The following is a 14353-nucleotide window of genomic DNA, read 5'->3' on the forward strand; positions in this document are numbered from 1 at the left end:
TTTCCATATCGAACTATCTTTTTGCTCAAAAAGAGCACCTCGTCAGACTATGTCTTCAAGTCAACCTATCAACTTCGACCCTTAGCTGAAGTCAAGGCGCATATCGACAAAAACCAACATTTACCGGAAATTCCTTCAGAACAGGAAGTTTTAAAAGATGGGTTGAATGTAGGCGAGATGAACAAGTTGCTGGAAGGAATGCAATAACGCATAACAGCGTTGGAAAACAATACATCAAAAGTAAAAGTCGCATCAAAATGAAAAAGACCTTATTATCATTAACGTTTATATTCTTTTCTACAATTATTGCTCACGCCCAATGGAACACTAACGGGGCGAACATTTACAACAACAATACCGGGAACGTCGGGATCGGAACAACGACCCCTGGTGCAATTTTGTCCGTCAAAGGAAGTGCTCTACCCACCCCTCAATGGTCTGGCTACACGTCGTCTATGCAGGTGGGCGAGTTAATGATCCAGGACTATAACGTATCTCCACAGGTTGGGATTATGCAAAATGTATACTGGGATGGAGGTGCTAATAAATATATTTTAAATGGCTATGCTTCCCAAATGTACATGGGTGCTAATGGAAGTATCGCGTTCTCTGTTTACAACAGCGGAACGAGCGGAAGCCCGGTTTCCGGGACGGGCGTTGCGATGACCTTAGCAAATAACGGCAATTTGGGGATTGGGATTGCTAATCCGTTGAACAAACTGGATGTGAACGGCACAATACATTCCAAATCTGTTTTAATAGACCTGAATGACTGGTCAGATTATGTGTTCAGAAAAGATTACAAGCTACCGGATTTAAACAAGGTAAAAACCTACATCGACCAGCACCAGCATTTACCCGAAGTCCCTTCGGAGGCTGAGATGGTTAAGGCTGGGCTTGATGTAAGTGAGGCAAACAGGCTTCTTTTGAAGAAGGTGGAAGAATTGACCCTTTATATAATCGCGCAGGACAAATCCATCAAGGTGCTGAATGGCAAGATGAGAAGAATGGAGACTGCATTTAAGAAACGTAATAAAAAGCACTAATATCATGTATAAAAAATATTTAATCCTGTTAGGGTTCATCAATCTAACAAGTTTGGCCAAAGCTCAATGGAACACCAGTGGTACGGTAACATCAACAACCAATTCGGTTGGTATTGGAGTTAGCAGTACCGCTGCGCAACTATCGCTCGGCCCGTCCACTACTAATAAAAAATTATTTATTTATGATGCAGGAACTGAAGCCAGCGGTCTTGGACAGGCAAATTCTGAATTCAGGGTGTTTGGCGTAGCCTCGGGTATCAACCACATTAGTTTTGGTAAATATTCATTGGCTTCCGATAGCTTCACAGAACAAATGCGAATCGATAATGCCGGAAATGTCGGCATCGGAACAGTAGCTCCTCAAACGAAGCTCGATGTTGCAGGCGGCATTACTGCATCCGGCGAATCCCACTATTACCTCGGCAGCTATGTTGACCCTGTGGTTGGCGTTGGATTCGCAGTAAAGGTGGGGGCGAATGGGATTGCGGTGAATGGAAACTCGGTTTTTAACGATGGCCTTTCTATCGGTACGCAAACCATGCCTACGGGATACAAATTTGCGGTAAATGGTAGTGCGATTGCTACCTCATTTACTGTTATGCTAAAGAGCAACTGGCCGGACTATGTTTTCAAGCCAACCTATCAACTCCCGTCTTTAACGGAAGTTAAGGCATACATCGATCAAAACCAGCATTTACCAGAAATACCCTCCGAACAGGAAATAGCCAAAAATGGCCTGAACCTGGGAGAAATGAACAGGCTGCTGATGAAGAAAGTAGAGGAGTTGACTTTGTATCTAATTGAAAAAGACCAGCAGGACAAGCGGAAAGACAAACAATTGGAAGAGCTTCAGAAACGCGTCGCTCAATTGGAAAACATGAATCAAAATAAAACAACTCAAAAATGAAAAAGACCTTCTTATCACTAACATTATTACTCACCTCCTCAATTATAGCTCATGCACAATGGAACACCAGCGGTAATAATATTTATTACAATAGCGGTAATATAGGGATTGGCACCTCTACGCCAAATGCGAACTTAAGTTTTAAGGACGTTTCCGGCGATACGGGCAACAGCGGTTTGACATGGTTTTCTGGAGCTCCATTGCGCTATGGAATTTATAAAACTACTGGTTCCTGGACATCGCCAAACTATCAGCAGATAGCAATTGCCTGGGATACCGGCATCCTGCTAGATCCGGGCTCTAATTTTGGCAAAAGCTATGTAGAAGTTATCGGTGGCGGCTTACATGTAACTAGTGGAGGCGTTGCTATTGGCACCCAAACAATGCCTACAGGGTATAAACTGGCGGTCAACGGCGGAGCAATTGCGACATCCGTCACTGTCAAGCTTAATTCGCAGTGGCCTGATTATGTTTTCAAGCCAGCCTATCAGCTCCCTTCTTTAACGGAAGTCAAATCTTACATCGATCAGAACCAGCACCTGCCCGAAATTCCTTCAGCGGAGGAAATTGCCAAAGAGGGGCTGAACCTTGGGGAGATGAATAAGCTTCTACTTAAAAAAGTAGAAGAACTGACTTTGTACCTGATCGAAAAAGACCAAATCATTAAAGAACAGCAAAAAAAGCTGTCCGATCAGGAGTTAATAAATAAGGTTTCTGAAGAGCGTCTGAAGCGACTTGAAAGCCTTTTGCCCCTATTAAAAACTAATCGATAAATATCCTGATCAGTAAATTGAACTTCATCAATGTAACCATGAAACACTTTTATCTATTATTTTTTGATTTAAACAGTTAACTGCCGGAACTCTGGTATCTATAATTTAATTTCTTAAACTTTTACAATTAAACCTTTCATAAAAATGAAGCAGTTTCTACTGTTTGCGTGCTGTATGCTCTCAGGCACGATACAGCTATTCGCCCCAAAAAGTATTGTTGATGTCAATACTTTAAATGGCTCCGCCAGCGCCGTTATCCCGCTCGAAGTTGTCAAACGCGGCGGAGTATCAATTTCCGTAAATCTGGTGTATTACGGTGGTGGTGTTAAGCCTAAAGATGTGGAAATGAATGCAGGAATCGGATGGTCGGTCGAAACAGGCGGACAGGTAAGCCGGCAGTTGCGTGGTTTGCCCGATGATTGCAAAAAAGACAATTCCAACGCCACGATGACGGGTTGGATCTATAATACCAATCAAAGCAAGATCAATAGTTTTGCACCGGTTAATAACGGCACAACCTGTGCCAATGAAACTACGGATATCAACTACCTGACTACCAATTTCGCCTCTAATTCCGATACAGAGCCGGATATTTTTAACGTGAGTGCACCAGGGCTTTCCTGCCAGCTCGTGTGGGACCAAAACCTGCCCGGCTTCCGGCCCGTTGAATACCAGGACATTGTTGTTACCCCTTCCTATAACGCGACCACAGGCGCAATCACCGGATTCACCATCGTCAACGATCAGGGCATTAAATATGTCTTTTCTTCACCCGAGTTGGTTACCATGAAAGCGGTGATCGCTGCCGGTGCCACGATTAACTATTTTAAAAACACTTACAATCAGTTTGTAAACGGGATCAACTTCAATGATAACTGGCACCTGACCAGTGTAACAGACATTAATGGCAATGGTGTCGGAATTTCTTACAACACCGGTCAACCCAGGAGTGGTTCTGATCCTATTGTTTTATATACAGGTGGGGCAAGCGGAAGTACTACCAAGATTGCGCAATACAATATCGTACGTACGATAACCCCGCAAACCATTAACGTGATTTCTGAATTATTTACGGGAGATCCTTTTCCGGTTCTCACTTTCAGCTGGAACCAGTGGGCGACCGGTCAAATGGTGATCAATAACGTTACCATGGGGCCTAAAGTCTATACGTTTAATTATTCATATGTTACTTCATCCGGAACCAATTTCACCAGGGCATTTCTCCGCAATGTCTATATCAGCGGCTGCAGCTCACCATTCAATTATAAATTTGGATATAGCGGCGAAACCCTAATATCAAACAATAACTATAATACAACGCTCGGTGATTCAACCACCACGAAAGTCGATTACTGGGGGTATTACAACGGTATCAGTACAGGTTTGTTGCCTGCTTTAATAGTCAATCCAGCCAATAGTAACTATGCCCGTTACGCGGTCAACGTGTCTTCGACAGTCGGAGCCGATTATACCAATGCGCTGACCGGCAACAGCCGTAGCGTGAATGCCAGCAATATCAATGCGGGCTCATTGAACAAGATCTATTATGCGGCGGGAGGAAATACCACGATTCAATATGAACCGAATGATTACCTCGACGTGCCGTCAAACACCACCATTCAGGGTGGAGGGATCAGGGTTAAGTCAATCACGGATTCCGCGGTGACTTCAGCGACTACGATGGTGCGTAACTATAAGTATAAAACCTCATTACTGATTAATGCCCCTTCCAGCGGTAAGCCGGTAACGCTTCCCCAGTTTGCTTTTACTACACCATATTCGGGAACAGCCACAGGAAACGACTACTGGAATTATTCTACTATCCGTTCGGAAACAGACCTTTCGGCGGAAAGCCATTCTATCATGTATGAATATGTGTATGAAATACAAAGCGGGGCCGGTTCTAAATTGACCCAGTTTTATCTGCCCGCGATGAACTGGGATAACAGCGCCGCCCCTGCTTGTGCCTCATGCGCAACCGAATGGACTCCGACCATGAATTATGCGGGACGGACGAACTGTGCATCCAGCTACGGGCCGGTTAAAAACTATACCGGTTCTTATCCTTTCGCGCCGAACGGCAACTATGATTTTGAAAGGGGCCTTCCTGTGAAAGTGACCACATTTGACGAGGACCAAACTAAAGCCAGCGAGACTTCCTATACGTACCAGCGAACTGCCACACCGGTTGTTATTCCGGCACTTGAAATTGATAACAATATCAACGGCAGCCTGACCGTCAAAGCCTACAGCAAATACGGTATTTACACCTCCACTGGTGAATTGCTGGGCACGCAAACCAGCCTGGTATATGACAGCCCCGGTTCCTCAACCTTTAAGACATCTTCAGTTACTTATGCGTATAATTCTACTCAGCATAAGCTGATCCAGCAAAGCACCACGAACAGCGACGGCAGTGTACTGACCAACAATATCAAGTACCTCAAAGATTTTACTACGTCAGGTACTAATCCTGATGTCGTGGCGATCAGCAATCTCAAAATTCTTAATATCAATATGCCGGTTGAAACCTATCAGCAGGTTACCACGGGCGGACTACCAAAACGGTATCGGCTTCGCTTACCCGTTTCGGGGCTTTTTCCATCGGTGGGGTAACCAGTTATATGCCGGCGCAGTCGCTTAAGTTTTTCTCAGCAGATGGTGATGCCGCCTTTACGCCATACCAGATCAATGCAGGTACCCCTGTATTCTATGGAGGGTATGTACCAGCAACAAACTATGTTACGTACGACTATTTCGGGAACCTGGCTACCGTAAATGATGCGCATAAACATGTGAGTACTACAGTGACCAATTACACTACCAACGCAGTTGAGGCGACTTTCTCCAATGCAGCTACTAATGAAGTGGGTTTTATGGACTTTGATGTCCCGATGATTCAGGGGACTAATTTCGATTGGGGAGGAGGCTCTTATATTACTAATGGTGGTCATAGCGGAAATGGTTTTGCGATCAATAGCGGTGTTGCATTTACCAAAACTTTGCAGAAGAATGCACAAGCAGTAAATTATATATTTTCGTTCTGGGCCAATGCGCCGGTGGGCAGCGTTACCCTCACGATGAACCTGACGGGTGTATCTACTATTACTAAAACCTATACCGGTACAGGTGGCTGGAAATATTATTCTTTTACCATACCGATGACCGGGGTGACGTCATCATTTACCTTAAGCTTCTCGAATAGCGTAAATATTGCAATAGATGATATTCTTTTTTATCCCGAGAACTGCGAAGTGAACACCTTCAACTATGACCCATACACCCTTGCTTTAAGATCCAAAACAAATACGAACGGGATATCAACCTATTATACCAACGATATCTGGGGCAGGTTACTGTACACCTATGACCAGGACAAAAATCTGCTGTCGAGAAATACTTATGTAACACCCGGAGACCAGCAAAATCCGTTGCCGCTAACGGTGACAGCACAAGGTTACAATCTTTATACCGGCTCGCCCATTTCCATGGGAGCGTCCGGTTATACAAGCTGCACCAATACGGGGGTTGTGTATCAGTGGAACTTTGGCGACGGTGGTACGGCAACAACGCCTTCAGGAGGGATAACCCATACCTATGCTGCAACCGGCACATATACCATAACAGTAACGGCAACGTCTCCGCTTTACGGAACACAGACTGTGACGACATCCGTAACCATTACCACGGCGCCGCCTCCGCCCACCTATGTTATTTTGCATTACAACAATTACACCACCAGCAACGGTAATATCACCAATGTTGCCTTCAATAACGGAAGTACTACCATAAACCTGACCGGGGCACAATTGGAAGGCTACCAGTTGGCATTGGGTACTTATACGATAACCGTGACATTAAGCGGCGGAACGCAATACAATTCGTCGACGGATTCCGGATATGGCTGTGTATATCTATCAGGTAACTTGAACGTCTGCCGCGACTACGATGTTCATAATACCAATACCTATGCTTTCCTGAGCAGTAACCTTACCACATCAGGCTCGCTGTATTTCTCTATATACAAACCTAATTGCGCAAATGCACTTCCACAATAATGAAGAACCTTATCATATTTAAAGGAATAATGTACAGGGGATCTTGCATTATTTTACTGACAATATTAACGCTTTGCCTGTTAAATAACGGAGCTTTCGGACAAACACCCGGATTCGTACAACAGGATATCATCAAAAAACAAGCTGTATATACTGATGCGGACATTCCGCTTCTTGGTACCGCGGACCGGCAGGTGATCAGGAGTTATTATGATGGCCTGGGCCAGGCCCTGCAAACCATTGCAGTTAAATCGAGTCCTACCGGAAATGATATCATACAACCCTATACGTTCAACGCCTTAGGCCAGCAAACTGCCAGCTATCTGCCTTATGTAGCGGTGGGCAGTTCCGGCTCTTACCATCCAAGCGCATTAACTACGGAGCAGGCTGCATTTTACAGCAACGGCCTGGGGGATAAGGTAGCGGATGATCCCAATCCCTATTTACAGGTGTTTTATGCGGATGATCCTTCCCAGAAGCTGATCCTTGCGGGCAAAGTAGGAAATGGTTACCAGATAGGACAGCGCACCAAGGGTTTAAACTACCGTTCCAATAATTCAGGGGACGGTAATATCATTGTATGGAGCGCGGCAGGTGTGAAAACCGGGTACTATGCAGTTACAAAATTATCGGTTACAGTAGCTACTGATGAAGACCAGAAAAAGGTAGCAACGTTTACCGATCTGACAGGCCACCTGATCCTTAAACGGGAATACACCGAAACGACGGGCGTTTACCAGGATACCTATTACATTTATAACAGCGCCGGCCAGGTGAACTATGTAGTGCCGCCCAAAGCGCTTGAGCTAATGGTTGCAGCTAATAATTATAGCCTGGCGCAAGCCGGTGTAAACAAGCTGATCTTCCAGTACTGGTATGATAACCAGGGGCGCGTTAACCAAAAACTTATACCCACTAAAGGTCTGGTTAATATCATTTACGACCCGCTTAACCGCCCTGTTCTTGTACAGGACGCGCAGATGGCGACCAGCTATAAATGGTACTATACCAAATATGATGCAAAGGGTCACCCAGTAAGCAGCGGTATTTACACCGATCCTAGTCACTACTCTGCATTGGCCATGCAAACCGCAGTGACAACTAATGCAACTTATAATACCTACTGGTTTGAAACCCGCAACAGTACAGCTGCAACCGGGTATTATACCAATAATAGTTTTCCTTCGGCAAATATCACGCCGCTCACGTATGTCTATTTCGATAATTACGACATGGATATGTCAGGCACGGATGATTATTCTTATACCAGTCCTGGCGGATTGATCACTGAAAACGCTCAAACCACAGCAACGCTCCGGGGGGTACCTACCATGACGCGGAAGACAACCGTCGGCAATGGGATCGCTGCGGGCACATGGCTGGTATCATACACTTTTTACGATAGTAACGGAAGGCCGATACAAACAAAAAGCAATAATCAGCTGACCACGACTGTGAGCGACAGTAAGACCAATGTATATGATTTTTCTGGTAGTCCTATTCAAACCAAAGTGTCGAAAGTAGTGGCGGGCAATACCACCAGCGTTCTAACCACTATCGGTTATGACCCGATGCGGCGAATTAACAGTGTTGATCAAAGTTATAATAATGCCACGCCTATCAGGATTGCTTCCTATGCGTATAATGAGCTTGGGCAATTGATTAAAAAAAATCTGGGTTTGGTTAATAATGGTACAATACCGCAAACACTTAATTTAAATACGACTTACAGCGGAACCAATACATTTGTAGCTTCCCAAAGCATTACGTTGTCTGAAAACTTCTCCGTTCCGGCGGGCTCTACTTTTTCCGCTTCAATTCAGACAAACTATCTTCAAGCGGTAGATTATCGTTACAACATTAGAGGCGAATTGCTGAGTATCAATAACAGCAAGCTGAGTTTGGATAATGGCGCAGGCAGCGGTTATACCAATGACGACAGCAACGATCTTTTCGGGATGCAGTTCCTGTACGATAATGTGGATGCTAACATCGGCAATACTGCTTACTATAACGGAAACCTATCGGTCATAAAATGGATGAGTAAAGATGGAAGTGGGGTAAGCAGTGTTGAACGGACATATAAATATACCTATGATGCCGTTAACCGCTACAAAGGCGAAAGCTATGCCGAGCGGGCTACGGCATCCACGGGCACTTTTGGAAGCAACATTGGCGGCTTTGACGAAAATGTAGGGCTTTATGATAGTAACGGCAATATTCAAACCCTGACCAGGAAAAGCTCGACACCAGGGGGATCGCCGATCAGCACCATTGATAACCTCAAGTATACCTATGATACAGCGAACCCTAATCAGCTAACATCCGTAGCAGATGCCAGCGGTAATGCTGGTGGTTTCAAAGGCGGTACGGGAAACTATGCGTATGACGCTGTAGGCAACATGACTGCAGATCCTTACAAAGGGCTTGGGATCACGTATAACGACCTGAACAAGACCAATGTGATTACGGTAACAGCAGGTACCAATCAACATATTGACTATACCTATGATGCCTCCGGCACGGTGATCAGGAAACAATTGTATTATAATACAAACCCTGTAGCAACGACAGATTATATTGACGGTTTTGTATATATTGGTAGTTCCCTAAGTTACTTCCCGATGCCTGAAGGCAGGGTACGCAACACGGGCAGTTCTTTAAAACCCGAATACATCATCAAGGATCAGCAGGGAAATGCCAGGATCAGCTTTGAGGAAAGTACGACAGCCGGAGTACCGGTGGTTAGACAGGAGAACAGCTATTATGGAATGGGTATGAACATGACCAGCACCATGGCCTTGCCTACATCACCAAATAAAAACCTGTATAACGGCGGTAGCGAATGGCAGAACGACTATGGTAATGCCCCTGACTATTACCAGACATTAAACAGGAATTATGATGCGGCATTAGGGCGGTTTATAGCTGCAGACCCAATGGCAGAAGCAACTGAATCCATGGGCGTTTACCAGTATGCCAATAACAACCCGGTCATGATGAATGATCCGGAGGGGAATTATGCGGCGGTTGGAACGGTTTATTATCAGGGGCAATTAACTTTCGGGCCGGGTTTCGATAGAAAGGGCTTCAAACAGGCTTGGAGAGCGGTTTGGGGTGAGATCGGAGAGGAGATATTCAGCAATGATGACGATTACAGAGTGGGCTCTTTTTATGCTGCATATCTTGCGCCGCCGAGTAGCGCAGGCGGAGGAGCGGGTGCTGCTAATACAACAAAGGTTTCAGTTAATGGGAAAAGCTACAATTATACCGATGCTGAGGTAGATGCCTTACTCGATCGCCCATCTTACCGTAATATGCTTCCGGTAGTTCCGGTATCTGCTTTTAGATTAAATAGACTGCCATGGTGGTGGGGAGATCCGGGAGCTTCGTTAACAGGAGATGACCATCCCGATGAAAACATCTTTAGTCGTATCTGGAATAGTAGAATTGCACGTTGGATTGTACCCGACGAAGTTGGCCTAAATGGAACATTGAGTGACGTTGTTGGTGTGGGAGGGAATATTAACGCGAAATTTGCTATGCTTACGCGAGGTAAAGATGCATGGAAGCCCAGTCTTTTACTTTCGGGATCTTTTCGGGTCGGCTTTGACATAGGAATATCTGCTACCGAGGAAAGAGGTTGGTACAATGGGGATGCGAGAAAAGCTACATTAGATGGGCTATTGGGTGATGGACAGGATATCTCTTTAGGAATCGGCCCTGTGGCAGCCGGACTATGGAGATCGTTAGATGATCAAAAGCGCGCAACCTGGTTTGGCGTAGATGAGGGCGTGGGATTTAGTCCTTTTTTACTCGGAGTTTCAGTTGGCCAAAGCTATACCTTAACTCCAAGTCAATTTTTACAAAAAATAAAGTCTTTATTTCCATGAAACAAAAATTTCTTAAGCAAAACCTTATCTGGATTATTTTAACTGTTGGAATAATCTTCGGTATTACAATATTTTATTGGTTCAAATCCGATGAAAGAATAGATACTACGATTTTAAATCTTAATTTTTCAGGCAAGGTTACAGAAATTCGATATGACATAAAGCAATTTCCTTGGGTGACGATAAATGGACATGACTATTATATCGGAGCAGGCTACGACACGGATCATAAAATCGAAGTCGGAGACTCCTTGGTTAAGGAAAAAGGCTCTTTTAAATATAGATTGATTAAGCGCAATGGGTCAAAAGTAATAGATTTCGATAGATAAGCATTTGGGCTTATGACTCAGCCTTTTATGACAAAGCGAGATTGAATAACTTCCCCTGCTGATACGCGTGTTCTGCACGAGTCCAGCAGGGGAGTGCTGAAATTACACAGGAGAACAGTTACTACGGAATGGGTATGACGGTAGCAACCATAACCCTAACCTTACCTAACAAAAACCTGTATAACGGCGGCAGCGAATGGCAGAATGATTACAGCAATGCTCCGGATTATTACCAGACGCTGAACTGCAACAATGAAGCTGCCTTAGGCCGCTTCATTGCCGTAGATCCGATGGCGGAGACAACGGAATCCATGAGTGTTTATCAATATGCCAATAACAACCCGGTGATGATGAATGACCCGAAGGGAAGTTATGCGCTGCCTTTATCTAATGTTGTATATTACCAGGGACAGATGACTTTTGGCCCGGGAATAAGTAGAAGGGATTTCAAGCGTGCATTTGCCGCGATGTGGGGGATTTGGGATAACAGCACTTTTTTTGGCGAAGGAGATTACGCTCCTGGAGGAATTGTTGAAGAATTGATGAGTGTTGGAGGTGGGGCCGGTTCTTCAGCCGGAGGGTCTGGTTCTTCTTCCGGAGGTGGGGCTAGTGGAAGCGAGGGAATCCCAGTTACTGCCGATGGCAAAACTGCGCTTTATAACGCCGCTGAGATTTCAATCTTTTACATCCAAACATTGTAAGTTTGCCAGAGGTTAATATCTCGGCTTTCCGAAACAATAAATTGCCTTCCTGGTGGGGAGAGCCTGGCGCTTTGGGCGATCCTTTGATTGCAAATATGTATTCGGGAAATCAGCCGAGGTCTATTCTTAGGGATGCTGGAAACGATGTCGATCCAAAAACCTTGGGTCATAATCTTTTTTGGTCAAATTATACAGGGCCATGGAATCCGAAATCCTATAACGGTGGGTGGAATTATAAAAAGGCTCCAAGCGATAGAGCAGATATAGCGGCATTTACGCATGATAAAGCCTATGATAAGATTGGTATTAAGGGAGCCGGCGGGGTATTTTTTGACACAAGGGCGATTAACGCAGATTACACATAGTAGGTTACGAATTAAAACTGAATTTGGATTGGACTAATGGCGCTACCCCAAAAGAAAGGCTTGAAGCGGGAACTGTAGCAATAGGGATCGGCATTGCTGCATTTCCAAAAACAGTTGTTTTTGGAGTAAGTCAGGCGGCCAAAGCAATGCCGGCGAGTGAATTTCCCGGATTATAAAATTTATTAAGATGAACCAAAAGATTTTTTTTGTCAAAACGAGTTTGTACTTGGCCGCATCTGTTCTATTAATGACATGTGGCACAATTGGAGGAATTGGAAAGGAAGTAGACTTTCCTGTTTCAAAGCAAAACTTAGAAAAAGCCATTGATAGCTTGTACGCCAAACATCCGGAATACAAGATACCCGGTAAATGGAAAGCTTTTGACGGATGGTCAAAAGCAGGGTATGATTTCTTAGAAAGCAAAATATTTTATTTTAAATCCCCACCAGAAGAAATGTATTATGTGACTTTCATAGGTGATTCTGCAATGCTGGCAAATCCCCGTAAAGTCGGTATTGGATTGAGAGCAATTTATAATGGAGATGCTCATGGTAAATGGCTACTTGAAAGCGAATTGAATTCTGAAGAGAAAGAAAGAATCAATACGCGTTTCGCTAATGAAATTATCACTAAACTTGAACTATATACTAAAACAAAAGCATCAAAATAATAATCAAGGCCCGGACCGATATTTCGGGCTTTTTTGCATTTAATATAGTGTCCTGTGCCGTACAACACCAATAGGTACTGGGCATAGCGATTCAATACCAACTGATTGAACGCCGCTGACGCAGGGCTGTGCTTTGTGGTAAATATGCAAAGTAATAAAAATGCAGATGATGAATAGGATTAATTTACAACATTTGTAATATGCTATTTAAATTAAGTTGGATGAAAATGTTAAGGCCTCTTATCAGGGTTATTATTGTTGTATCGGTAATTTTGACGGTGGGTTTTTTTTATGCTGGAGGGTATGATCAATCTCTTTTACCAGGTTTTATAATTATTCTCTGTATACCTGTACTCCCGACAATTTATTTATTAATAGAGTACTTTTTTGTAACAAAGAGACAAATTGTTGAAATAAAGGATCACGCAATTTTCTTCAAATATAAAACTGGTAAATCCTACTCATATAATATCGAAGATTTGAAAGGTATCAAATTATATAAGTCCGCGGGTATGGAAAAAGGAAGCTTTCCATATCAGACAGCTGAGATGTATTATCATGCTGAGTTATTTACTAAAGATGGAAAGAAATTCATCATAACTTCAATCATTGAGCCAAGTATAGAGGAAGCGCTATCTATGTTAGGGGGTACCCAGATCGAAATTAAAAGATCAATTTATTCTACGATTTATATTTGAGTTTCCCTGTGGCAGCCCCCCGCTGCCGCAAGACTGTGCTTTGTGGTAAATATGCAAAGAAATAAAAATGCAGATCCCGGATGAAACCAGCATCCGGGGTTTTATTGTAAAGGCACTATCAGTTATTGATACCTTGTAGCAAATCTGCAATCCACTGCGAGTTTGAGCGTGGGGCAGTCTGTAAACGGAGAGCCGACAGGCGACTTCACAGAATGCTTTCCGAAGCCTTTTGATTTAAAAGAAGACGGTTAATTAACCCAAGTTGCGGGTTATAGAAAAATAAGAAAGAGTGAGCAAGTAAGGATAACTTTGAGTTACCACACAAAAAGTAAACTTGAAGATGTTAACTCGGGATAAAATTATAGGAATATCTTGTTTTATAGATGATTTGTTGAAACCAGCGGGCATTTTGAAGATAGCCGCAGGAAAGTTAGCGATAGTGAAATTATCACTACTTCAATTATGAGTTCTTTACATTTTGGAGGTCATGGGATAAGTCCAGGCAATTTATGAAGATGACAGGTTTCATCCCTGCAATGCTTGAAAAAAGTAGGTTTAACCGTAGACTTCATACCTTGAATGAACTGATTTACACCTATTCATGCAGATGGGGTATTACTTTAATCAGGTCACTTGTGAGATGAGTTATATGCTGGATTCATTTCCTGTGGCGGGGAATAGGGATAAAATAGCGACAACTCCCGATAGCTTATGACGGAAAATCACTCATTGTTAATAAGTTATGTTAATTTCTCTTGTGCATATTTTTGGATAATTGGCCCTGTTTTACGACTTTTGTTAGTCAGATGTTACTGGAAAACAACATTGAACGGTGCATTGATTTTTGCGTTGAGCTAACGCCGCTTAGGTCACTTAGGACTGCTTAACCGTTTTTTGTAAAGTTGTGACAAAT

At 43.6% G+C, this 14353-nt stretch carries 12 protein-coding genes and 1 pseudogene; all 13 read left to right on the forward strand.

The genetic code is table 11. The features are described 5' to 3' along the window. Positions 1-257: 257 nt before the first annotated feature. Positions 258-1046: a hypothetical protein gene (locus ABIC84_RS08660; protein ID WP_429263333.1), complete on the forward strand. Its 789-nt coding sequence runs from the start codon at positions 258-260 to the stop codon at positions 1044-1046. Positions 1047-1050: 4 nt separating this feature from the next. Further along, positions 1051-1953, forward strand: a complete 903-nt coding sequence (locus tag ABIC84_RS08665; RefSeq protein WP_429263334.1) for a hypothetical protein — start codon at positions 1051-1053, stop codon at positions 1951-1953. Continuing rightward, a complete protein-coding gene (locus ABIC84_RS08670) occupies positions 1950-2726 on the forward strand; it encodes a hypothetical protein (protein WP_429263335.1) in 777 nt (258 codons plus the stop codon). The genes ABIC84_RS08665 and ABIC84_RS08670 overlap by 4 nt, the downstream gene beginning before the upstream one ends. A gap of 144 nt (positions 2727-2870) precedes the next feature. Then, the gene (locus tag ABIC84_RS08675) at positions 2871-5342 is read left to right on the forward strand and encodes a hypothetical protein (protein ID WP_429263336.1); all 2472 of its coding nucleotides are present in this window, start codon (positions 2871-2873) and stop codon (positions 5340-5342) included. A gap of 8 nt (positions 5343-5350) precedes the next feature. Beyond that, positions 5351-6784: a PKD domain-containing protein gene (locus tag ABIC84_RS08680; protein WP_429263337.1), complete on the forward strand. Its 1434-nt coding sequence runs from the start codon at positions 5351-5353 to the stop codon at positions 6782-6784. Then, positions 6784-10677, forward strand: coding sequence for a DUF6443 domain-containing protein (locus tag ABIC84_RS08685; RefSeq protein ID WP_429263338.1), 3894 nt, complete (start codon positions 6784-6786; stop codon positions 10675-10677). The genes ABIC84_RS08680 and ABIC84_RS08685 overlap by 1 nt, the downstream gene beginning before the upstream one ends. Next, on the forward strand, positions 10674-11006 hold the full coding sequence (locus ABIC84_RS08690; protein WP_429263339.1) for a hypothetical protein: 333 nt from the start codon (positions 10674-10676) through the stop codon (positions 11004-11006). The genes ABIC84_RS08685 and ABIC84_RS08690 overlap by 4 nt, the downstream gene beginning before the upstream one ends. A 134-nt stretch (positions 11007-11140) precedes the next feature. Beyond that, entirely contained in the window at positions 11141-11707 is a 567-nt protein-coding gene (locus ABIC84_RS08695) for an RHS repeat-associated core domain-containing protein (protein ID WP_429263340.1), read from the forward strand. A gap of 2 nt (positions 11708-11709) precedes the next feature. Next, the gene (locus tag ABIC84_RS08700) at positions 11710-12072 is read left to right on the forward strand and encodes a hypothetical protein (protein ID WP_429263341.1); all 363 of its coding nucleotides are present in this window, start codon (positions 11710-11712) and stop codon (positions 12070-12072) included. Between the two features lie 23 nt (positions 12073-12095). Beyond that, positions 12096-12248: a hypothetical protein gene (locus ABIC84_RS08705; RefSeq protein ID WP_429263342.1), complete on the forward strand. Its 153-nt coding sequence runs from the start codon at positions 12096-12098 to the stop codon at positions 12246-12248. Between the two features lie 11 nt (positions 12249-12259). Continuing rightward, positions 12260-12742 (forward strand): hypothetical protein, encoded by a 483-nt coding sequence (locus ABIC84_RS08710; RefSeq protein ID WP_429263343.1) that lies wholly within the window; start codon positions 12260-12262, stop codon positions 12740-12742. Positions 12743-12942: 200 nt separating this feature from the next. Beyond that, a complete protein-coding gene (locus ABIC84_RS08715; protein WP_429263344.1) occupies positions 12943-13440 on the forward strand; it encodes a hypothetical protein in 498 nt (165 codons plus the stop codon). Positions 13441-13780: 340 nt separating this feature from the next. Next, positions 13781-14113, forward strand: a pseudogene (locus ABIC84_RS08720) (IS982 family transposase); the annotation flags it as partial. Positions 14114-14353: the final 240 nt, after the last annotated feature.

This window comes from Mucilaginibacter sp. 3215 (assembly GCF_050433785.1).
Lineage (GTDB): Bacteria > Bacteroidota > Bacteroidia > Sphingobacteriales > Sphingobacteriaceae > Mucilaginibacter.

Excerpts from the sequence above, each read along its gene's own strand:
- ABIC84_RS08675 (WP_429263336.1), top strand. The coding sequence starts at position 2,871 with ATGAAGCAGTTTCTACTGTTTGCGTGCTGTATGCTCTCAGGCACGATA.
- ABIC84_RS08690 (WP_429263339.1), top strand. The coding sequence starts at position 10,674 with ATGAAACAAAAATTTCTTAAGCAAAACCTTATCTGGATTATTTTAACT.
- ABIC84_RS08680 (WP_429263337.1), top strand. The coding sequence starts at position 5,351 with ATGCCGGCGCAGTCGCTTAAGTTTTTCTCAGCAGATGGTGATGCCGCC.
- ABIC84_RS08670 (WP_429263335.1), top strand. The coding sequence starts at position 1,950 with ATGAAAAAGACCTTCTTATCACTAACATTATTACTCACCTCCTCAATT.
- ABIC84_RS08660 (WP_429263333.1), top strand. The coding sequence starts at position 258 with ATGAAAAAGACCTTATTATCATTAACGTTTATATTCTTTTCTACAATT.
- ABIC84_RS08715 (WP_429263344.1), top strand. The coding sequence starts at position 12,943 with ATGCTATTTAAATTAAGTTGGATGAAAATGTTAAGGCCTCTTATCAGG.
- ABIC84_RS08695 (WP_429263340.1), top strand. The coding sequence starts at position 11,141 with ATGACGGTAGCAACCATAACCCTAACCTTACCTAACAAAAACCTGTAT.
- ABIC84_RS08685 (WP_429263338.1), top strand. The coding sequence starts at position 6,784 with ATGAAGAACCTTATCATATTTAAAGGAATAATGTACAGGGGATCTTGC.
- ABIC84_RS08665 (WP_429263334.1), top strand. The coding sequence starts at position 1,051 with ATGTATAAAAAATATTTAATCCTGTTAGGGTTCATCAATCTAACAAGT.
- ABIC84_RS08710 (WP_429263343.1), top strand. The coding sequence starts at position 12,260 with ATGAACCAAAAGATTTTTTTTGTCAAAACGAGTTTGTACTTGGCCGCA.